At 41.1% G+C, this 19,222-nt stretch carries 25 protein-coding genes; 23 read left to right on the top strand and 2 right to left on the bottom strand.

Features of this window, described 5'->3' with window-relative positions:
- The first annotated feature begins 15 nt into the window (after positions 1-15).
- Positions 16-3,657: a DNA-directed RNA polymerase subunit beta' gene (gene rpoC, locus LQZ75_RS04575; protein ID WP_230096659.1), complete on the top strand. Its 3,642-nt coding sequence runs from the start codon at positions 16-18 to the stop codon at positions 3,655-3,657.
- 44 nt (positions 3,658-3,701) lie between these two features.
- Here the strand turns inward: rpoC and LQZ75_RS04570 are convergent, their stop codons facing one another.
- On the bottom strand, positions 3,702-4,295 hold the full coding sequence (locus LQZ75_RS04570) for a hypothetical protein (RefSeq protein WP_230096658.1): 594 nt from the start codon (positions 4,293-4,295) through the stop codon (positions 3,702-3,704).
- A gap of 295 nt (positions 4,296-4,590) precedes the next feature.
- On the opposite strand from LQZ75_RS04570, the gene rpsL reads away from it, so the two are divergent.
- The 7 genes from rpsL to LQZ75_RS04535 all read left to right on the top strand — a co-directional run bounded on the left by rpsL (position 4,591) and on the right by LQZ75_RS04535 (position 11,649).
- Positions 4,591-5,004 (top strand): 30S ribosomal protein S12, encoded by a 414-nt coding sequence (gene rpsL / locus LQZ75_RS04565; protein ID WP_168722269.1) that lies wholly within the window; start codon positions 4,591-4,593, stop codon positions 5,002-5,004.
- Between the two features lie 17 nt (positions 5,005-5,021).
- Positions 5,022-5,492 carry a 30S ribosomal protein S7 gene (gene rpsG / locus LQZ75_RS04560; protein WP_168722268.1) on the top strand — a complete coding sequence of 157 codons (471 nt, stop codon included), beginning with the start codon at positions 5,022-5,024 and terminating at the stop codon, positions 5,490-5,492.
- A 105-nt stretch (positions 5,493-5,597) separates the two neighbouring features.
- Positions 5,598-7,715 (top strand): elongation factor G, encoded by a 2,118-nt coding sequence (gene fusA / locus LQZ75_RS04555; protein ID WP_230096657.1) that lies wholly within the window; start codon positions 5,598-5,600, stop codon positions 7,713-7,715.
- Positions 7,716-7,850: 135 nt separating this feature from the next.
- Positions 7,851-8,936: an ABC transporter ATP-binding protein gene (locus LQZ75_RS04550; protein WP_230096656.1), complete on the top strand. Its 1,086-nt coding sequence runs from the start codon at positions 7,851-7,853 to the stop codon at positions 8,934-8,936.
- A gap of 12 nt (positions 8,937-8,948) precedes the next feature.
- Entirely contained in the window at positions 8,949-9,752 is an 804-nt protein-coding gene (locus LQZ75_RS04545) for an ABC transporter permease (protein WP_230096655.1), read from the top strand.
- The gene (locus tag LQZ75_RS04540; protein WP_230096654.1) at positions 9,752-10,564 is read left to right on the top strand and encodes an ABC transporter permease; all 813 of its coding nucleotides are present in this window, start codon (positions 9,752-9,754) and stop codon (positions 10,562-10,564) included. Before LQZ75_RS04545 ends, LQZ75_RS04540 begins: the two co-directional genes overlap by 1 nt.
- The gene (locus LQZ75_RS04535) at positions 10,561-11,649 is read left to right on the top strand and encodes an ABC transporter substrate-binding protein (protein WP_230096653.1); all 1,089 of its coding nucleotides are present in this window, start codon (positions 10,561-10,563) and stop codon (positions 11,647-11,649) included. Before LQZ75_RS04540 ends, LQZ75_RS04535 begins: the two co-directional genes overlap by 4 nt.
- A gap of 76 nt (positions 11,650-11,725) precedes the next feature.
- Here LQZ75_RS04535 and LQZ75_RS04530 read toward each other — a convergent pair whose 3' ends face one another.
- On the bottom strand, positions 11,726-12,280 hold the full coding sequence (locus tag LQZ75_RS04530; RefSeq protein ID WP_230096652.1) for a cysteine hydrolase family protein: 555 nt from the start codon (positions 12,278-12,280) through the stop codon (positions 11,726-11,728).
- Between the two features lie 309 nt (positions 12,281-12,589).
- Here LQZ75_RS04530 and rpsJ point away from each other — a divergent pair, with 309 nt between their 5' ends.
- The 15 genes from rpsJ to LQZ75_RS04455 are packed head-to-tail and all read left to right on the top strand — an operon-like array spanning position 12,590 to position 19,198.
- A complete protein-coding gene (gene rpsJ / locus LQZ75_RS04525) occupies positions 12,590-12,898 on the top strand; it encodes a 30S ribosomal protein S10 (protein ID WP_133363110.1) in 309 nt (102 codons plus the stop codon).
- Between the two features lie 57 nt (positions 12,899-12,955).
- A complete protein-coding gene (gene rplC / locus LQZ75_RS04520; RefSeq protein WP_230096651.1) occupies positions 12,956-13,582 on the top strand; it encodes a 50S ribosomal protein L3 in 627 nt (208 codons plus the stop codon).
- Positions 13,583-13,604: 22 nt separating this feature from the next.
- Positions 13,605-14,228 carry a 50S ribosomal protein L4 gene (gene rplD / locus LQZ75_RS04515; RefSeq protein ID WP_230096650.1) on the top strand — a complete coding sequence of 208 codons (624 nt, stop codon included), beginning with the start codon at positions 13,605-13,607 and terminating at the stop codon, positions 14,226-14,228.
- Positions 14,228-14,515: a 50S ribosomal protein L23 gene (gene rplW, locus LQZ75_RS04510; protein WP_168722259.1), complete on the top strand. Its 288-nt coding sequence runs from the start codon at positions 14,228-14,230 to the stop codon at positions 14,513-14,515. Before rplD ends, rplW begins: the two co-directional genes overlap by 1 nt.
- A gap of 24 nt (positions 14,516-14,539) precedes the next feature.
- Positions 14,540-15,373, top strand: a complete 834-nt coding sequence (gene rplB, locus LQZ75_RS04505) for a 50S ribosomal protein L2 (RefSeq protein WP_230096649.1) — start codon at positions 14,540-14,542, stop codon at positions 15,371-15,373.
- Between the two features lie 45 nt (positions 15,374-15,418).
- Entirely contained in the window at positions 15,419-15,700 is a 282-nt protein-coding gene (gene rpsS / locus LQZ75_RS04500; protein WP_168722257.1) for a 30S ribosomal protein S19, read from the top strand.
- Positions 15,701-15,719: 19 nt separating this feature from the next.
- Positions 15,720-16,070, top strand: a complete 351-nt coding sequence (rplV, locus tag LQZ75_RS04495; RefSeq protein WP_168722256.1) for a 50S ribosomal protein L22 — start codon at positions 15,720-15,722, stop codon at positions 16,068-16,070.
- A 14-nt stretch (positions 16,071-16,084) separates the two neighbouring features.
- Positions 16,085-16,735 (top strand): 30S ribosomal protein S3, encoded by a 651-nt coding sequence (gene rpsC / locus LQZ75_RS04490; RefSeq protein ID WP_230096648.1) that lies wholly within the window; start codon positions 16,085-16,087, stop codon positions 16,733-16,735.
- A gap of 1 nt (position 16,736) precedes the next feature.
- A complete protein-coding gene (rplP, locus tag LQZ75_RS04485; RefSeq protein WP_168722254.1) occupies positions 16,737-17,156 on the top strand; it encodes a 50S ribosomal protein L16 in 420 nt (139 codons plus the stop codon).
- Positions 17,157-17,158: 2 nt separating this feature from the next.
- Complete coding sequence (gene rpmC / locus LQZ75_RS04480) at positions 17,159-17,353, top strand: 50S ribosomal protein L29 (RefSeq protein WP_168722253.1); 195 nt, start codon at positions 17,159-17,161, stop codon at positions 17,351-17,353.
- Between the two features lie 23 nt (positions 17,354-17,376).
- Entirely contained in the window at positions 17,377-17,643 is a 267-nt protein-coding gene (rpsQ, locus tag LQZ75_RS04475) for a 30S ribosomal protein S17 (protein WP_230096647.1), read from the top strand.
- A gap of 60 nt (positions 17,644-17,703) precedes the next feature.
- A complete protein-coding gene (rplN, locus tag LQZ75_RS04470; RefSeq protein WP_168722251.1) occupies positions 17,704-18,072 on the top strand; it encodes a 50S ribosomal protein L14 in 369 nt (122 codons plus the stop codon).
- A 39-nt stretch (positions 18,073-18,111) separates the two neighbouring features.
- On the top strand, positions 18,112-18,420 hold the full coding sequence (rplX, locus tag LQZ75_RS04465; RefSeq protein WP_230096646.1) for a 50S ribosomal protein L24: 309 nt from the start codon (positions 18,112-18,114) through the stop codon (positions 18,418-18,420).
- A 32-nt stretch (positions 18,421-18,452) separates the two neighbouring features.
- A complete protein-coding gene (gene rplE / locus LQZ75_RS04460; protein WP_230096645.1) occupies positions 18,453-18,995 on the top strand; it encodes a 50S ribosomal protein L5 in 543 nt (180 codons plus the stop codon).
- 17 nt (positions 18,996-19,012) lie between these two features.
- On the top strand, positions 19,013-19,198 hold the full coding sequence (locus LQZ75_RS04455) for a type Z 30S ribosomal protein S14 (protein ID WP_133363096.1): 186 nt from the start codon (positions 19,013-19,015) through the stop codon (positions 19,196-19,198).
- Positions 19,199-19,222: the final 24 nt, after the last annotated feature.

The raw sequence follows: 19,222 nt of genomic DNA, 5'->3' as shown, positions 1-19,222 counted from the left end.
AAGGTGGTCAATCCTTTGATTGATGTTAATAAGTTTGAAAGCATGCAAATTGGTCTGGCATCACCAGACAAAATTCGCAGCTGGTCTTATGGTGAAGTTAAAAAGCCCGAAACAATTAACTACCGGACTCTAAAACCTGAAAAAGATGGACTCTTTGACGAACGCATCTTTGGACCAACCAAGGACTGGGAATGTGCTTGTGGTAAATACAAACGCATTCGTTACAAGGGGATTGTTTGTGACCGATGTGGTGTTGAAGTTACGCGTGCGAAAGTACGTCGTGAACGGATGGGACACATTGAACTTGCAGCCCCAGTAACCCACATTTGGTACTTTAAGGGTATCCCATCACGAATGGGACTTGTCCTTGACATGAGCCCTCGTTCACTTGAAGAAATTATTTACTTTGCTTCATACGTTGTTACTGAAACTGGTAACACACCGCTTGAAAAGAAGCAATTACTTTCAGAACGTGAATACCGTGAATTAAAAGCTGAATACGGTAACGAATTTAGCGCAGCAATGGGTGCGGAAGCAATTAAAACATTACTTGCTGATGTTGATTTAGCTAAAGAAGCCCAAGCGTTGAAAGCTGAATTAAAAGAAGCTTCTGGTCAAAAACGGACGCGGGCCGTTCGTCGTCTTGACATTATTGAAGCGTTCTTAAAATCAGGTAACCGTCCTGACTGGATGGTAATGGATGTTATTCCAGTTATTCCGCCTGATTTACGACCAATGGTTCAACTTGAAGGTGGCCGTTTTGCTACTTCTGACTTGAATGATTTATACCGTCGGGTAATTAACCGTAACAACCGTTTGAAGCGTTTGTTGGATCTTAATGCACCTGGTATCATTGTTCAAAATGAAAAGCGGATGCTTCAAGAAGCCGTTGATGCCTTGATTGACAATGGTCGTCGTGGCCGTCCGGTTGCTGGTCCTGGTAACCGTCCATTGAAGTCGCTTTCACACATGTTGAAAGGTAAGCAAGGACGTTTCCGTCAAAACTTGCTTGGTAAACGTGTTGATTACTCTGGTCGTTCTGTTATCGACGTTGGTCCTTTCTTGAAGATGAACCAAATGGGTCTTCCACGTCAAATGGCGTTGGAATTGTTCAAACCATTTATCATGAAGGAATTGGTTTCACGTGAATTAGCATCTAACATTAAGAATGCTAAACGTAAGATTGATCGCCGTGATGATGATGTTATGGACGTCTTGGAAGATGTTATTAAGGAACACCCAGTTCTATTGAACCGGGCACCTACGCTTCACCGTCTTGGGATTCAAGCCTTTGAACCAGTGCTTGTTTCTGGTAAAGCAATGCGTCTTCACCCATTGGTTACTGAAGCATATAATGCCGATTTCGATGGTGACCAAATGGCCATTCACGTGCCATTGTCAGATGAAGCGCAAGCTGAAGCTCGTTTGCTTATGCTTGCTGCTGGGCACATCTTGGCACCTAAAGATGGTAAGCCAATCGTTGCGCCATCACAAGATATGGTTATCGGTAACTACTACTTAACTACTGAAGAAGCTGGTCGTGAAGGTGAAGGGATGATCTTTAAGGATCTTAACGAAGCCCAAATCGCATACCAAAACAAGTATGTCCACTGGCACACTCGGATTGGGGTGCAAACTTCAAACTTCCCAGCAGATAAGCCATTTACTGATGAACAACGTAGCAAGATCTTGGTAACAACTGTTGGTAAATTAATCTTTAACAACATCTTACCAGGGGACTTCTTCTACTTGAACGAACCAACTGAAGCTGCTTTAACAACTGGGGTTGATGATAAATACTTCATCGAACCTGGTACTAACTTGAAAGAATTCTTGCGCGACCAACCAGTTGTTGCACCATTTAAGAAAGGTTTCTTATCTGATGCCATTGCTGAAGTTTACAAGCGGTACAAGGTTACTGAAACTTCATTACTCTTGGACCGTATGAAGGACTTAGGTTATGAAGAATCAACTATTTCAGGTTTGACTGTTGGGGCTGCCGACGTTACTGAATTAAAAGAAAAGAATGAAATCGTTGATGCTGCCCATGAAAAGGTTGCCGTTGTTACTAAGCAATTCCGTCGTGGATTGATTACTGACGATGAACGATACGAACGTGTTATTGCTATCTGGAACGCTGCGAAGGATGAAATCCAACAAAAGCTTATTGAAGGTTTCGATTCAAATAATCCAATCTTCATGATGTCAGATTCAGGAGCGCGTGGTAACATTTCTAACTTTACACAACTTGCCGGTATGCGTGGTTTGATGGCTGCGCCTAACGGACGAATCATGGAATTGCCAATCATTGCCAACTTCCGTGAAGGTCTTTCAGTGCTTGAAATGTTTATTTCAACCCACGGGGCTCGTAAAGGGATGACCGATACGGCCTTGAAGACTGCCGATTCAGGTTACTTGACTCGTCGTTTGGTTGACGTTGCTCAAGACGTTATCATTCGTGAAGTTGACTGTGGTACTGACCGTGGTCTTGATGTTTCTGCCATTATGGAAGGAAACGAAGTAATCGAATCACTTTATGACCGTATCTTAGGTCGTTACGCAATGAAGTCAATTATTAACCCAGAAACAGGCGTTGTAATTGTTAAAGCGAACGATATGATCCAAGAAGATGCAGCTAAAGCAATTGTTGAAGCTGGTATCCAAATGGTAACTATCCGTTCAGCCTTCACTTGTAACACTAAGCACGGGGTTTGTGAACGTTGTTATGGACGTAACATGGCCACTGGTGATGAAGTTGGGGAAGCAGTTGGTACTGTGGCTGCGCAATCAATCGGTGAACCTGGTACGCAACTTACAATGCGTAACTTCCACACCGGTGGGGTTGCCGGGGACGATATCACTCAAGGGCTTCCTCGTGTCCAAGAAATTTTTGAAGCACGTAACCCTAAAGGGCGTGCTGAAATTACTGAAGTTACAGGGATTGTTGAATCAATCGAAGAAAACCCTGCTGAACGGACTAAGGAAATCACGATTGCTGGTGATACTGATAGCCGGACATACACATTACCATTATCAGCCCGCATGCGTGTCGGCGAAGGTGATCACATTCACCGTGGGGATGCGTTGAACGAAGGTTCTGTTGATCCTAAGCACTTGATTCAAGTGCGTGATGTCCTTTCAACTGAAAACTACATCTTACGTGAAATCCAAAAGGTTTACCGTTTGCAAGGGGTTGAAATCTCAGATAAACACGTTGAAGTTATGGCGCGCCAAATGCTCCGTAAAGTTCGCGTGATGGATCCAGGTGACACTGACTTGCTTCCAGGTAACTTGATGGATATTAACGACTTCCGCGATGCTGTTGCTGAAACAGTAATCAAGGGTGGTATTCCAGCGACTGCACGTCCAGTGCTTCTTGGTATTACTAAGGCTTCACTTGAAACTAACAGTTTCTTGTCAGCCGCATCATTCCAAGAAACAACACGTGTGCTTACTGATGCTGCTATTCGTGGTAAGAACGATCCATTGATTGGATTGAAAGAAAATGTTATTATCGGTAAGATTATTCCTGCCGGTACTGGTATGCAACAATACCGTGACATTAAGTCAAAAACAATTGCAACACCATCAACAACTGCTGAAGGTGTCTACTCAATTGCTGATATCGAAGCTCAACTTGAAGCTGAATCAAAGTAATTTAATAAAGAAAGCCATGGAAAATTCGTTTTCCATGGCTTTTTTTAGATTAAATTTAATAGCAACAAGCACCAATAAGCGCCGGCAAGGCTAGGAATAAACGGAACGGCTCGTTGATTACTTAAAAGTAACCACCCAGATGTAAAAGTAGCCGCTAAAATCAGTAGATAACTAAACGTTGGTGGTGGTAGAACTAGTTGTAACATTAAAATAACCGGGAAATCGCCACTGCCTAAAATCGCCCAATCAATACAAATTAGTAAAATTAAGGCGAGACATAACGTGATATTGATACTAGTTAATGTTAGTATTGGTAGGTTTAAAACTATTACAAATACCAGGATTATCCATGCAAAAATAACGTTAACGTAAGCGGTTAACAAATCTTGAATGAATAAAACTAAAATAGATAGGCTAATCAAAGTTATTAAATAGGAATGAAAATGATTTTTTAGGAGTAACATGAGACTATTGGATCCTAAGATGAGGGCGATGCTTAACCAATAAGCTGGTGGTTCACTAATTAGGTGGGGACAATTAGTGTGCGATATGGAATGATTAGGTAGAGTTGCGATACTATCCCATAGCGCCCAATAGCTAATAGCAGTAACGACGATGATAAAGTAAATTGTTTGCATAATTTATTCTCCATAGATAAAGTGGATACAAAATAAAGTACGCATAATAATGATAAATCACAAAAAATTTTATTATTTGGTTGACGAAGGTTACTACAAGTGATATATTTATAGTTGTGCTTTTTACAGGACAGTTATCGCTGGTGGTTGCGACCATTTCAGCCGTGCTGACTGCCTCGAAGGGCCATCAGCAAACCCATATATCTAAGGATTATTTTTTTGTTTAAAAAATGATACTCCTGGATGTGTGGACTAAAACTTATAAAACAAACGAAAATGGGAAGGAGCATTTTAGATGCCTACAATTAACCAATTGGTTCGTTCAGGACGTAAGAGCCGAACAACTAAATCTAGCTCACCTGCCTTGAATTTTGGTTACAACAGCCAAAAGAAAGTGCAAACTAACACACCAGCCCCACAAAAACGTGGTGTTGCTACCCGTGTTGGTACTATGACTCCAAAGAAGCCTAACTCTGCCTTACGTAAGTATGCGCGTGTGCGTCTTTCAAACTTGTTCGAAGTTACTGCCTACATTCCTGGTGAAGGCCACAACTTGCAAGAACACTCTGTTGTATTGATCCGTGGGGGCCGTGTAAAGGATTTACCTGGGGTTCGTTACCACATCATCCGTGGTGCGCTTGATACTGCTGGTGTTGATAACCGTCGTCAAAGCCGTTCTAAGTACGGTACTAAGAAACCTAAGAAATAATAGGAGGGTAACGTAATATGCCACGTAAAGGTTATACAAAACGGGCCGAAGTATTGCCCGATCCAATTTACAACTCAAAACTTGTTTCTCGCTTAATCAACCGTCTTATGTTAGATGGTAAGCGTGGAACTGCTTCAACTATTTTATACTCAGCTTTTGATACTATCAAGGCTACTACTGGTAACGATCCATTAGAAGTTTTTGAAGAAGCTATGAACAACATCATGCCAGTGCTTGAAGTTAAAGCACGTCGTGTTGGTGGTTCTAACTACCAAGTTCCTATCGAAGTACGTCCTGACCGTCGTACTACTCTTGGCCTTCGTTGGTTGGTTAACTACGCTCGTTTGCGTGGGGAACACACTATGGACGAACGTCTTGCAAAGGAAATTATGGATGCTGCTAACAACACTGGTGCATCTGTTAAGAAACGTGAAGACACTCACAAAATGGCGGAAGCCAACCGTGCCTTTGCTCACTACCGTTGGTAAGATTTCAGGATTGGCTATCATATAGTATTTGATAGTCAATTTTGTTGTATATTTTTACATTTTGTCGTATTGTATAATTAATATTTCCAGAGGAGAATAACCAAAATGGCAAACAAGCGTGAATACCCGCTCGACCATACTCGTAACATCGGTATCATGGCCCACATCGATGCGGGTAAGACTACTACAACTGAACGTGTTTTATACTACACTGGTAAGATTCACAAGATCGGTGAAACCCACGATGGGGCTTCACAAATGGACTTCATGGATCAAGAAAAGGAACGTGGTATCACTATCCAATCAGCCGCTACTACTGCTGTTTGGCACGGTTTCCACAACCAATTCGATAAAAACCCATACCGTGTTAACATCATCGATACTCCAGGTCACGTTGACTTTACTATCGAAGTTGAACGCTCACTCCGTGTGCTTGATGGTGCCGTAGCCGTTCTTGATGGTGCTGCAGGGGTTGAACCACAAACTGAAACTGTTTGGCGACAAGCAACTACTTACGACGTTCCTCGTGTTGTTTTTGTTAACAAGATGGACAAGATGGGTGCTGACTTCCAAATGTCAGTTGACTCACTTGGTGAACGTTTGCAAGCTAATGCCAAGGCTGTTCAATGGCCAATTGGTGCCGAAGATGACTTTGAAGCCATCATCGACTTGCTTGAAATGAAAGCTGAATACCCAGTTGATGCTCTTGGTGAAACTTGGGAAATGCGCGACATTCCAGCAGATTACGTTGAGTTAGCTGAAGAAAAGCACAACGAATTAGTTGAAGCTATTGCTGATGTTAACGAAGATATCATGGACAAGTACCTTGAAGGTGAAGAAATTTCAATTGCTGAATTGAAAGCTGCGATCCGTAAAGCTACTTTGGCCTTAGAATTCTTCCCAGTTCTTGCAGGTTCAGCCTACAAGGATAAGGGTGTGCAAATGATGCTTGATGCGGTTGTTGACTACTTGCCATCACCACTTGACGTTAAGCCATATGTTTCAACTGACCCAGATACTGAAGAAGAAGTTGACTTGATTGCCGATGACGACAAGCCATTTGCTGCCTTGGCATTTAAAGTTATGACTGACCCATTCGTTGGTCGTCTTACTTTTATTCGTGTCTACACTGGTACTTTGGAATCAGGTTCATACGTTCTTAACACTACTAAGGGCAAACGTGAACGTGTTGGTCGTTTGCTTCAAATGCACGCAACTAACCGTACTGAAATTGATGAAGTATTCTCAGGTGATATTGCTGCCGCTATCGGTTTGAAAGACACTACTACTGGTGACTCATTGACTTCTGTTGATCGTCCATTGATTCTTGAATCAATGGAATTCCCAGAACCAGTTATCCAATTGGCTATCGAACCTAAGACTAAGGCCGACCAAGATAAGATGTCTAACGCATTGCAAAAGCTTGCTGAAGAAGATCCATCATTCCGTGCCGAAACTAACCCAGAAACTGGTGACACTTTGATCTCAGGAATGGGTGAACTTCACTTGGATATCATCGTTGACCGTATGAAGCGTGAATTCAACGTTGAAGCAACTGTTGGTGCGCCTCAAGTTGCTTACCGTGAAGCCTTTACTAAGACTGTTCAATCTCGTGGATTCTTCAAACGCCAATCTGGTGGTAAGGGTCAATACGGGGACGTTTGGGTTGAATTCTCACCAAACGAAGAAGGAGCAGGTTTCGAATTCGAAGACGCCATCGTTGGTGGGGTTGTGCCTCGTGAATACATCGGTTCAGTTGAAGCCGGTTTGAAGGAAGCAATGAATGCTGGTCCATTGGCAGGTTACCCATTGGTTGACTTGAAAGCCAAATTGTACGATGGTTCATACCACGATGTCGATTCATCTGAAGCAGCCTTTAAGATTGCCGCTTCACTTTCATTGCGTAACGCTGCCAAAGAAGCTGGTGCCGTTATCCTTGAACCAATCATGAAGGTTGACATCGTTGTTCCTGAAGATAACTTGGGAGATGTTATGGGTCACGTTTCAGCTCGTCGTGGACTTGTTGAAGGTCAAGAATCACGTGGTAACGTTATGATGTTACACGCTAAGGTTCCATTGTCAGAAATGTTTGGATACGCAACTACTTTACGTTCATCAACGCAAGGTCGTGGTACTTTCCAAATGGCATTTGACCACTACGAAGCTGTTCCTAAGAACATCCAAGAAGACATTATCAAAAAGAACGGTAAAGATGGTGAATAATCATCTTTCCTAAAAAGCTATCGCAGAAATGCGGTAGCTTTTTTCTTTGATTATTTTAGACGGAATACTTTATAAATCAATTTATATCAGTTATGATTAGGTTTTAGATAAATTTTTGAAAAGGAAACTGGTAAAATGACGCAAACAATTATTGAGTTTAAAAATGTCACTAAAAGTTATCAAGAAACCCAGGTCTTAACCGGGGTTGACTTAACAATTGAGGCTGGAAAATTTTATACTTTATTAGGACCTTCGGGAAGTGGTAAAACAACAATTTTACGGTTGATTGCGGGTTTCTCAAATGCAACGAGTGGGGATATCATTTTTGATGGTAAACGAATTAATGATGTACCCGCTAACAAGCGGCGAGTTAACACAGTCTTTCAAAATTATGCATTATTTCCAAATATGAATGTGTTTGAAAATGTTGCTTTTGGGATGACTTTAAAGGGAGTTAATAAAGTCCAAATTAAAGAAAAAGTAACTAGTATGCTTGAGATGGTGCAGTTAGCCGGATATGCAGATCGGAGCATTGATGAATTATCTGGTGGTCAGCAACAACGGGTGGCGATTGCGCGAGCGCTTGCTAATGATCCCGAAGTTTTATTGTTGGATGAACCACTATCAGCTTTAGATTACAAGTTACGTAAAGATATGCAATATGAATTGCGTGAATTACAACAACGGTTAGGAATAACCTTTATTTTTGTTACTCACGACCAAGAAGAAGCATTAGCGATGTCTGATTGGATTTTTGTAATGAATGAAGGTAAAATTCTCCAAAATGGTTCACCAGTTGATATTTATGATGAACCAATTAATCACTTTGTAGCTAACTTTATTGGTGAAAGTAATATTATTGATGGGGTTATGCGCGAAGATTATAAGGTTATGTTTGCGGGTAAGGAATTTGAAAATGTTGATGCTGGGATGCGACCAAATGAACGGGTGGAAGTTGTTTTACGGCCGGAAGATTTGGATTTAACAACTCCTGAAAACGGTAAGTTAATTGTGACAATTGATGCCCAATCATTCCGTGGTGATTACTATGAAATTAGTGCACATGATGATGACAATAATGAATGGCGCATTCAAGCAACCAATCCATCGGTATTGAATTCACGCCAAGGGTTAACTTTTGATCCTGAGGATATTCATATTATGCGTTTTGACGAATCCGAAGATGATTATGATGCCCGTCTAGATAACTATGAAGAGTAAGGAGGCTGTGAGTTGAAGAATCGACTATTTTATTTCATTCCATATAGCCTATGGTTAATCTTGTTTGTTGGGGCGCCCATTATTTTAATGCTCGGTGAATCCTTTTTATCGGTCTCACATCACTTTACGTTCGCTAATTATCAAGATTTCTTAGGGTCTGGTACTTACTTACGAATGATGTTTAATTCCGTCTGGTATGCCTTTTTAATCACCCTGATTACGTTAATTGTTAGTTTCCCAACGGCTTTATTTTTAAGTAATTTAAAGTACAAGCAATTTTGGTTATTGTTAATTATTTTACCAACTTGGATTAATTTACTTTTAAAAACATACGCCTTCATCGGATTATTATCAAAAGATGGCTCAATTAATCATTTTATTGAATTACTTGGCTTTGCACCACAACAATTATTATTTACAGATGCCAGCTTCATCTTAGTGGCAGCTTATATTGAAATTCCATTCATGATTTTGCCAATTTTTAATTCAATTAATGAGATTGATCGTAGTTTGATTAATGCTAGTTATGACTTAGGGGCAACTAAATGGCAAACATTCCGACGCGTGATTTTACCGCTCTCTGCAGATGGTATTCGTGCCGGAATTCAGGCGGTTTTCATCCCGTCGTTATCATTATTTATGATTACCCGACTGATTGGTGGAAATCGTGTTATTACGCTAGGGACAGCAATTGAAGAACACTTCTTAGTGACGCAAAACTGGGGGTTGGGTTCAACGATTGGGGTAGTCTTGATAATTGCCATGATTATCACGATGGCATTAACACGTGAACGTAAGAAACGGGGGCGTAAGTAATGGTTGAAAAACAAAGCCGTTGGGCCAATGTTTATTTAGTAGTTATGTTTTTAATTTTATATAGCCCGATTTTTTATCTGATTTTCTGTTCTTTCAATGCTGGCCAATATATGCAAAATTTTAGCGGGTTTTCATTAGTGCATTATGGAGAATTATTTTCGGATAATCGGATGTTACAAATTGTGTTAAACACGTTTGTAATTGCTTTATTATCATCTTTGTTGGCAACAATTATCGGTACATTTGGGGCGCTTGGGATTTTTAGTGTCCGTAAATCGTTTATTAAGAATATTTTGTTGTCGCTAAATAATATTTTACTGGTTTCTCCAGATGTTATTATTGGGGCAAGTTTCTTGATATTCTTCACCTTGCTTGGTTTAAGTTTAGGTTTTGGCTCCGTTTTAATGAGTCATATTGCGTTTTCAATTCCAATTGTAGTTTTGATGGTCTTGCCAAAGCTTAATGAAATGAACAGTTCATTAATTGATGCCGCCCAAGACCTAGGGGCGAATAGTTGGCAAGTACTGACACGTGTTATTTTACCTTACTTGACGCCGGGGATTGCCGCAGGGTTCTTTATGGCTTTCACGTATTCATTGGATGATTTTGCTGTAACCTTCTTTGTGACGGGGAATGGCTTCTCGACTTTAGCGGTTGAAATTTATTCACGTGCCCGTCAAGGAGTTAGTTTGGAAATTAATGCCTTGTCAGCGATTATGTTTATTATTTCGTTATTATTGGTAGCTGGATATTTCTTCATCAACCAACATAATAGTGCTCGCAAAAATAAGAAAGGACGGGGGCGTGGATGAAAAAATTAATTTACGCAATGTTAGCGGTGCTAATTACTTCAGGCCTTTTAGCGCTTGGTGCCCGTCACTTCGAACAAGCGCAGAGTGCTGCTACTGGCGATGAACGTAGTGGAAAAGTATTGAACATCTATAATTGGGGTGCGTACATTGATCCTGCATTGATTACTAAATTTGAAAAACAAACCGGTATTAAGGTTAACTACGATACTTTTGATAGTAACGAAGCGATGTTGACCAAAATTCAACAAGGTGGCACAAGTTATGATATTACGGTGCCTTCTGACTATACGGTTCAAAAGATGAAGCAATTAGGTTTGCTACATCCCTTAGATCATAGTAAATTAACGACACTTAAATATTATGATCCATTTATTATGAATCGGGCCTTTGATCCACATAATGAATATTCAGTGCCATATTTCTGGGGAACTTTAGGGATTACGTACAACGATAAGTATGTTAATGCTAAAGATGTGCAAACGTGGAATGATTTATGGAATCCTAAGTTCCGTGATGATATCATGCTAACTGATGATGCTCGGGATGTATTCGGTTTTTCACTCTTATCGATGCACAAATCAGTTAATACCACTGATAATGCTGATTTATTAGCAGCTAAAGGTAAGTTAGATGCTTTAATGCCAAATGTTAAAGCAATCGCAGCTGATGAAATTAAAATGTACATGGCACAAGATCAAGCGGCAATTGCGGTTGGTTATTCCGGTGATGCATCCGAAATGATTGAAGAAAACAGTCACTTACATTATGTTATTCCTAAGGGTGGTACTAACTTGTGGTTTGACAATTTAGTGATTCCCAAAAATGCGAAGCACTTAGCAGCAGCATACAAGTTTATTAATTTTATTAACGAACCTAAAAATGCTGCGCAAAATGCTCAATACATTGGTTATTCAACGCCAAACTGGGCCGCTAAAAAACTATTGCCAAAATCAATTACGGATCAAAAGGAATTTTATCCGGATGATGCAATGATTAAAGATGATCAAGTTTATACGAACTTGAGTCAACTTAAGACGCAACAGTATAATGATTTATATTTAGAATTTAAAATGGCCCGCCATTAAAGATGCTGGTAATTAAAAATACAAAAGTCCCTTGGAATTTACGGTTCCAAGGGACTTTTGTATTTGTGTGAAAATATTAGGCATCGACAACCTGGAATCCAAGGCTATTTTTAAAGTGTTGTAAGGCCCATTCTTGCCCGATTGGATTAAAAGTGGCCACACCATCGGCATGGATAGTGACGTCATAATTCAAGTCATAGGCGGCTACAGCGGTGTGAAGGACACAAATATCGGTACAAACACCGACAAGATGTAGTTCGTTGATCTTACGTTCGCGTAAAAAATTATCTAAATTCGTATTCGCAAAACTATTGTAGTGGTTTTTTGGGAATACATAGACATGTTCATTAGCTTTATTGTTTTGTACCCAGGTTTCTAAATCACCGAAATATTGACGTCCCCAAGTATTTTTGAGGTTATGTGGTGGGAAAAGTTTGGCTTCAGGTTCAAACGGGTTATTTGCATTATGGAGGTCAGTTGGTAAAATGACATAATCACCATTGATTAGAAAATCAGTGGCAAGTTGAGTTATCTTAGGTGCTAAGGCCTGTGCGGGTTCTCCGACGGTTAAGGCACCTTCAGTAGCAACGAAATCGTTAGTATAGTCGATTATAAGTAACGCTTTAGTCATAAATAGACTCCTTTATCTGTAAAAATGAAATGTTTTCTTCTATATTATAGCGTAATTGACGAGCTTAAAAGTAGTGGTAAAAGTTTATTTAAAAAAAGCGGACAAAGTTGTTGCGTTTTTATGGAGGATGCGGTATTATATTCTAGTACGCCAGACGAGGGTAAGAAATTATCCTCTGGTCTTGATGTATCAACATTCAGCTATGATGTGGAAGATTGCGACACACGCGGTTACGTTGCCACGGACGCATGTGACGGTAACTCCCATGGAGCTAGTCTTATTAGAAAATAGACGAAGGAGGAATTAAAAATGGCAAACAAAAAGATTCGTATTCGCTTAAAGGCTTACGAACACCGGATTCTTGATCAATCTGCTGAAAAGATTGTGGAAACAGCAAAGCGGACAGGTGCTGAAATTTCAGGTCCTATCCCATTGCCTACTGAACGTACTCTTTACACGGTGTTACGTTCACCACACAAGCACAAGGATTCACGTGAACAATTCGAAATGCGCACTCACAAGCGTTTGATTGATATTGTTAACCCAACTGCTAAAACAGTTGATGCCTTAACTAAGCTTGAATTACCAAGCGGTGTTGACATCGAAATCAAATTATAATTTGATCTGATTTAGCTTTAAAAAATTTTATTTTAACAAATTACATGGAGGTTAGTCATGACTACCAAAGGAATCTTAGGCCGTAAGGTCGGTATGACTCAGGTTTTCACTGAAAACGGCGAACTTATCCCAGTAACTGTTGTTGAAGCAACTCCAAACGTTGTGCTTCAAGTTAAAACTATCGAAAACGATGGTTACGAAGCAATTCAACTTGGTTACCAAGATAAACGCGCAGTTCTTTCAAACAAACCTGAACAAGGTCACGTTGCGAAAGCAAACACGGCCCCTAAGCGCTTCATTCGTGAAATTCGCGGCGCAGAAGGGGAATTTACTGTTGGAGATGAAATCAAAGTTGATATCTTCGAAGCAGGCGAAGCAGTTGATGTAACTGGTATCACTAAGGGTCATGGTTACCAAGGTAACATTAAGAAAGACGGTCAATCTCGTGGTCCTATGGCTCACGGTTCTCGTTACCACCGTCGTCCTGGTTCACTCGGTGCAATTATTAACCGTGTGTTCAAGGGTAAGTTACTCCCTGGTCGCATGGGTAACAACAAGCGTACTGTTCAAAACTTGAGCATTGTACGTACTGATGTTGAAAACAACGTTATCTTGATTAAAGGTAACGTACCAGGTGCTAACAAGTCACTTGTTACTATTAAGAGCTCAGTAAAGAGCAAGTAATTCAGAGAGGAGGAATTAGTTAATGACAAAAGTAGCTTTATTTAAGCAAGACGGATCAAACGCTGGTGAAGTTGAATTGAACGCTGCCGTATTCGGTATCGAACCAAACAACAACACTATTTTCGACGCAGTTCTTATGCAACGTGCGTCACTCCGTCAAGGAACTCATGCCGTTAAGAACCGCTCAGCTGTTCGAGGCGGTGGTAAGAAACCATGGCGTCAAAAGGGTACTGGTCGTGCCCGTCAAGGTTCTATCCGTTCACCACAATGGCGTGGTGGTGGTATCGTCTTCGGACCTACTCCACGTTCATACGCATACAAGTTGCCAAAGAAGGTTTACCGTTTGGCGCTTAAGTCAGTCCTCTCTCAAAAGGTTCTTGACAACAAATTGGTTGTAGTTGACGCACTTAGATTCGACGCACCAAAGACACAAGCATTCAAAGCTGTATTAAACAACTTGAATGTAAACGAAAAGACACTTGTAGTGCTTGATGATGAAAACGTAAACGCAGCTTTATCAGCTCGTAACCTTACTAACGTAACTGTTATGACTGCTAAGGGCGTTAACGTCTTGGACGTTGTGAACAACGATAAGTTGCTCATCGTTCAATCAGCACTCGCTCAAGTTGAGGAGGTGCTTGCATAATGGACGCACGCGATATCATTTTACGCCCTATCATTACTGAAGCTACTATGGCTGGTTTAGATAGCAAGCGTTACACATTCGACGTTGATACACGAGCTACTAAGACGCAAGTTAAATCAGCTATCGAAGAAATCTTCGAAGTTAAGGTTGCTAAAATCAACGTAGCAAACGTGAAGGGTAAATTAAAGCGCCAAGGTCGTTTCTCAGGTTACACTAAGAAGCGTAAGAAGGCTATCGTTACTCTTTCAGCAGATTCTAAAGAAATTCAATTATTCACTGAAGAATAAAATCTAATATAGGAGGAATCGATAGTGGCTATTATTAAGTACAAACCAACAACAAACGGTCGTCGTAACATGACCAGCTCAGACTTTGCTGAAATCACTAAGTCAAAGCCAGAAAAGAGCTTGTTGGAATCAAAATCAAAGTCTGGTGGTCGTAATTCTTACGGTCACATGACTGTTCGTCACCGTGGTGGTGGACACAAGCGCGCTTACCGTATTATTGACTTTAAGCGTACTAAGGACGACATCAAAGCAACTGTTAAAGCTATTGAGTACGACCCAAACCGTACTGCAAACATCGCTTTGATTGTTTACTCTGATGGGGTTAAAGCATACATCCTTGCACCTAAGGGTCTTAAGGTAGGTATGGTTGTTGAATCAGGTGTGAATGCAGATATTAAGGTAGGGAACACTCTTCCATTATCAGCTATTCCAGAAGGTACTTTGATTCACAATATCGAATTGAAGCCAGGTAAGGGTGGACAACTTGTTCGTTCAGCTGGTACTTCAGCTCAATTACTTGGTAAAGAAGGTAAGTACGTACTTGTACGTCTTACTTCTGGTGAAGTTCGTATGATTCTTGCTACTAACCGTGCCACAATTGGTGAAGTTGGTAACTCAGAACACTCATTGATTAACTGGGGTAAAGCCGGTCGTAACCGTTGGAAGGGTCAACGTCCACACGTTCGTGGATCTGTAATGAACCCTAATGATCACCCACATGGTGGTGGTGAAGGTAAAGCGCCTGTTGGTCGTCCTTCTCCAATGTCTCCATGGGGTAAGAAGACTGCCGGTAAGAAGACTCGTAACGTTAACGCACGTTCTACTAAGTTCATCGTTCGTGGTCGTAAAGGTAAGTAATTAACCATTAATCAAAAAAACTAATCCAGAAGAGGAGGACATACGATGGCTCGTAGTCTTAAAAAAGGCCCATTCGCCGATGCTCACTTGTTGAAGAAGATCGAAGCACAAGCTGACTCTGAAAAGAAATCAGTTATCAAAACTTGGTCACGTCGTTCAACAATTTTCCCAAGTTTCATTGGGTACACAATCGCCGTTTACGATGGTCGTAAGCACGTTCCCGTGTTCATTCAAGATGACATGGTTGGTCATAAATTAGGTGAATTTGTACCAACTCGGACATTTAAAGGTCACGCCAGTGACGACAAAAAAACTGGTCGTAAGTAATTAAAGGAGGACAAACAACATGGCTGAACAAATCACATCAGCAACGGCAACTGCCAAAACTGTACGTGTCGCAGCTCGTAAGGTCCGCCTAGTGCTCGACCTTGTTCGCGGCAAGAGTGTTGCCGAAGCATTTGCAATCTTGCAATTCTCACCACGTGGTGCATCTGAAGATGTATACAAGGTGTTGAAGTCTGCAGTAGCAAACGCTGAAAACAACTTCTCATTAGATCAAGAAGATTTAGTAGTGTCAGAAGCATTCGCAAACGAAGGACCAACTATGAAACGGTTCCGTCCACGTGCGAAGGGTTCTGCATCACCAATTAACAAACGTACAAGCCACATCACAATTGTGGTTTCAGAAAAAAAGTAGAGAGGTATTAGCAAATGGGTCAAAAGATTAACCCAACCGGTTTCCGTGTTGGTATTATCCGTGACTGGGATGCTAAGTGGTACGCAAACAACCAAGATTTTGCAAACTACTTGCACGAAGACTTACGGATTCGTAAATTTATCGAACAAAAGCTCGCTGATGCTTCTGTCTCACGTATTGAAATCGAACGTGCTGCAAAGCGCGTGAACGTTTCAATCCACACTGCCAAGCCAGGAATGGTTATTGGTAAAGGTGGTTCAGAAGTTGAAACTCTCCGTCAATCATTAAACAAATTGACTGGTAAGCGAGTACACATCAACATTGTTGAAATTAAAAAGCCTGATTTGGATGCCCACCTTGTTGGTCAACAAATCGCAAACGACTTGGAACGCCGTGTTGCCTTCCGTCGTGCAATGCGTGGAGCAATCCAACGTGCAATGCGCGCCGGTGCCAAGGGTATCAAGACGCAAGTCGCTGGTCGTTTGAACGGTGCAGATATTGCCCGTATCGAACACTACACTGAAGGAACTGTTCCTTTGCACACATTGCGTGCTGATATTGATTACTCATGGGACGAAGCAATGACTACTTACGGTAAATTAGGTATTAAGACTTGGATCTACCGTGGTGAAGTTCTCCCTACTAAGAACAAAGGAGGGAAATAAGATGCTTGTACCAAAACGTGTAAAACACCGTCGTGAACACCGCGGTAAGATGCGTGGTGAAGCCAAAGGTGGCAAGACTGTTGCTTTCGGTGAATTCGGTTTACAAGCGACTACTTCAAGTTGGATTACTAACCGCCAAATTGAAGCAGCTCGTATTGCTATGACTCGTTACATGAAGCGTGGTGGTAAGGTTTGGATCAAGATCTTCCCTCACAAATCATATACATCTAAGGGTGTTGGTGTCCGTATGGGTAACGGTAAAGGTGCCCCTGAAGGATGGGTTGCCCCTGTTAAGCGTGGTAAGGTTATGTTCGAAGTCGGTGGGGTTTCAGAAGAAATCGCCCGCGAAGCCTTACGTCTCGCTTCACACAAGTTGCCAGTTAAGACTAAAGTCTTAACCCGCGAAGTGGAGGGTGAATAAGAATGAAAGCAAGTGAAATTAAAGATTTAACCGCTGCTGAATTGGTTGCAAAAGAAAAGGGCTACAAAGAAGAACTTTTCAACTTGCGTTTCCAATTAGCAACAGGCCAACTTGAAAACACTGCCCGTTTGGCACAAGTTCGTAAGAACATTGCGCGTATCAAGACGGTCCTTCGTCAACAAGAATTGAACAAGTAGAATACGAAAGGAAGGCCATTAGCATGAGTGAAGAACGTAACGCCCGTAAAGTTTACCAAGGTCGAGTTGTTTCAGATAAGATGGATAAGACAATTACTGTTGCCATTGAAACTTACAAGAACCACCCAATCTACGGTAAGCGCGTTAAGTACACTAAAAAGTACAAAGCTCACGATGAAAACAACCAAGCTAAGACTGGTGATGTTGTTAAGATCATGGAAACTCGTCCATTGTCTGCAACTAAACGCTTCCGCTTAGTTGAAATCGTTGAAGAAGCTGTGATTATCTAATATATTATTAAGTAATATATTTCGTATTCTTAATTTTTGGATGGAAGGAGGACACTAACTGTGATCCAACAAGAAAGTCGTTTACGAGTTGCTGATAACTCAGGTGCACGTGAAATTTTGACTATCAAGGTGCTTGGTGGTTCAGGTCGTAAGTTCGCCAACATTGGTGACATGATCGTTGCTACCGTTAAACAAGCTATCCCTGGTGGTACTGTAAAGAAGGGTGACGTGGTTAAAGCCGTTATCGTTCGTACAGTTTCAGGTGTACACCGTGCAGACGGTTCATACATCAAATTTGATGAAAACGCCGCTGTTATTGTTAAGGATGACAAGAGCCCAGTAGGTACTCGTATCTTTGGCCCTGTTGCCCGTGAATTGCGTGAAAATGATTACATGCGTATCGTTTCTCTCGCACCAGAAGTATTATAATAAAAAACCATCATTCTAAAAAAAGGAGGTGCGCTACAAATGTTTGTTAAGACTGGTGATAAAGTTCGTATTATCGCAGGCAAGGACAAAGGTAAGGACGGCGTGATCTTAAAGACTATCGCTGCTTCAAGCCGTGTTGTTGTTGAAGGTATCAACATCGTTAAAAAGCACCAAAAGCCAAGCAATGCTTTCCCACAAGGTGGAATCATTGATGTCGAAGCACCTATTCACGTTTCAAACGTAATGTTGCTCGACCCTTCTACTAACGAACCAACTCGTGTTGGCTTCAAGGTTGAAGATGGCAAAAAAGTGCGTTATGCTAAAAAGTCAGGCAATAATCTTGACTAATAATTTTGACTTGAAAGGAGGAAATCATTTTCATGGCTAATCGTTTAAAAGAAAAATATGTTAATGAAGTTCAACCTTCATTAATTGAAAAATTCAGTTACACTTCATCAATGCAAGCTCCTAAGCTCGATAAAATCGTGCTTAACATGGGTGTTGGTGACGCTGTATCAAACTCAAAAAACTTGGATGAAGCAGTTGCTGAGTTGGCATTGATCTCAGGTCAAAAACCACTCGTAACTCGCGCCAAGAAGTCAATCGCCGGCTTCCGTCTTCGTGAAGGAATGGCTATCGGTGCTAAGGTTACATTGCGTGGAGAACGTATGTATGACTTCTTAGACAAGTTAGTTTCTGTTTCACTTCCACGTGTTCGTGACTTCCACGGTGTTTCAAACAAAGCGTTTGACGGTCGTGGTAACTACACACTCGGAGTTCGTGAACAATTAATCTTCCCTGAAATTGACTTTGATAACGTTAACCGCGTTCGTGGTTTAGATATCGTTATCGTTACTACTGCAAACACTGATGAAGAATCACGTGAATTGTTGAGTCAATTGGGTATGCCTTTCGCTAAGTAATTTAGGAGATAATATAAATGGCAAAGAAATCAATGGTAGCCAAGAACAAGCGCCCAGCTAAGTTCGCGGTTCAAGAATACACTCGTTGTGAACGTTGCGGACGTCCACACAGTGTTTACCGTAAGTTTCGTTTATGCCGGATTTGCCTACGTGATTTAGCTCACAAAGGTCAAATTCCTGGTATGCAAAAAGCTTCTTGGTAAGCACAGTTTACTAAAATAAAAACT

This window comes from Periweissella fabaria, assembly GCF_918814575.1.
Taxonomy (GTDB): domain Bacteria; phylum Bacillota; class Bacilli; order Lactobacillales; family Lactobacillaceae; genus Periweissella; species Periweissella fabaria.
The sequence above is the reverse complement of the archived record's forward strand: the minus strand, read 5'-3'. Positions and strand labels throughout refer to the sequence as shown.

Excerpts from the sequence above, each read along its gene's own strand:
- rplV (WP_168722256.1), top strand. The coding sequence starts at position 15,720 with ATGGCTGAACAAATCACATCAGCAACGGCAACTGCCAAAACTGTACGT.
- rplP (WP_168722254.1), top strand. The coding sequence starts at position 16,737 with ATGCTTGTACCAAAACGTGTAAAACACCGTCGTGAACACCGCGGTAAG.
- rplW (WP_168722259.1), top strand. The coding sequence starts at position 14,228 with ATGGACGCACGCGATATCATTTTACGCCCTATCATTACTGAAGCTACT.
- LQZ75_RS04530 (WP_230096652.1), bottom strand. The coding sequence starts at position 12,280 with ATGACTAAAGCGTTACTTATAATCGACTATACTAACGATTTCGTTGCT.
- LQZ75_RS04570 (WP_230096658.1), bottom strand. The coding sequence starts at position 4,295 with ATGCAAACAATTTACTTTATCATCGTCGTTACTGCTATTAGCTATTGG.
- LQZ75_RS04550 (WP_230096656.1), top strand. The coding sequence starts at position 7,851 with ATGACGCAAACAATTATTGAGTTTAAAAATGTCACTAAAAGTTATCAA.
- rplE (WP_230096645.1), top strand. The coding sequence starts at position 18,453 with ATGGCTAATCGTTTAAAAGAAAAATATGTTAATGAAGTTCAACCTTCA.
- rpsJ (WP_133363110.1), top strand. The coding sequence starts at position 12,590 with ATGGCAAACAAAAAGATTCGTATTCGCTTAAAGGCTTACGAACACCGG.
- rpsC (WP_230096648.1), top strand. The coding sequence starts at position 16,085 with ATGGGTCAAAAGATTAACCCAACCGGTTTCCGTGTTGGTATTATCCGT.
- LQZ75_RS04535 (WP_230096653.1), top strand. The coding sequence starts at position 10,561 with ATGAAAAAATTAATTTACGCAATGTTAGCGGTGCTAATTACTTCAGGC.
- rplX (WP_230096646.1), top strand. The coding sequence starts at position 18,112 with ATGTTTGTTAAGACTGGTGATAAAGTTCGTATTATCGCAGGCAAGGAC.
- rpsL (WP_168722269.1), top strand. The coding sequence starts at position 4,591 with ATGCCTACAATTAACCAATTGGTTCGTTCAGGACGTAAGAGCCGAACA.
- LQZ75_RS04540 (WP_230096654.1), top strand. The coding sequence starts at position 9,752 with ATGGTTGAAAAACAAAGCCGTTGGGCCAATGTTTATTTAGTAGTTATG.
- rpsS (WP_168722257.1), top strand. The coding sequence starts at position 15,419 with ATGGCTCGTAGTCTTAAAAAAGGCCCATTCGCCGATGCTCACTTGTTG.
- rpsQ (WP_230096647.1), top strand. The coding sequence starts at position 17,377 with ATGAGTGAAGAACGTAACGCCCGTAAAGTTTACCAAGGTCGAGTTGTT.
- rplC (WP_230096651.1), top strand. The coding sequence starts at position 12,956 with ATGACTACCAAAGGAATCTTAGGCCGTAAGGTCGGTATGACTCAGGTT.
- rpmC (WP_168722253.1), top strand. The coding sequence starts at position 17,159 with ATGAAAGCAAGTGAAATTAAAGATTTAACCGCTGCTGAATTGGTTGCA.
- fusA (WP_230096657.1), top strand. The coding sequence starts at position 5,598 with ATGGCAAACAAGCGTGAATACCCGCTCGACCATACTCGTAACATCGGT.
- rpsG (WP_168722268.1), top strand. The coding sequence starts at position 5,022 with ATGCCACGTAAAGGTTATACAAAACGGGCCGAAGTATTGCCCGATCCA.
- rplD (WP_230096650.1), top strand. The coding sequence starts at position 13,605 with ATGACAAAAGTAGCTTTATTTAAGCAAGACGGATCAAACGCTGGTGAA.
- LQZ75_RS04455 (WP_133363096.1), top strand. The coding sequence starts at position 19,013 with ATGGCAAAGAAATCAATGGTAGCCAAGAACAAGCGCCCAGCTAAGTTC.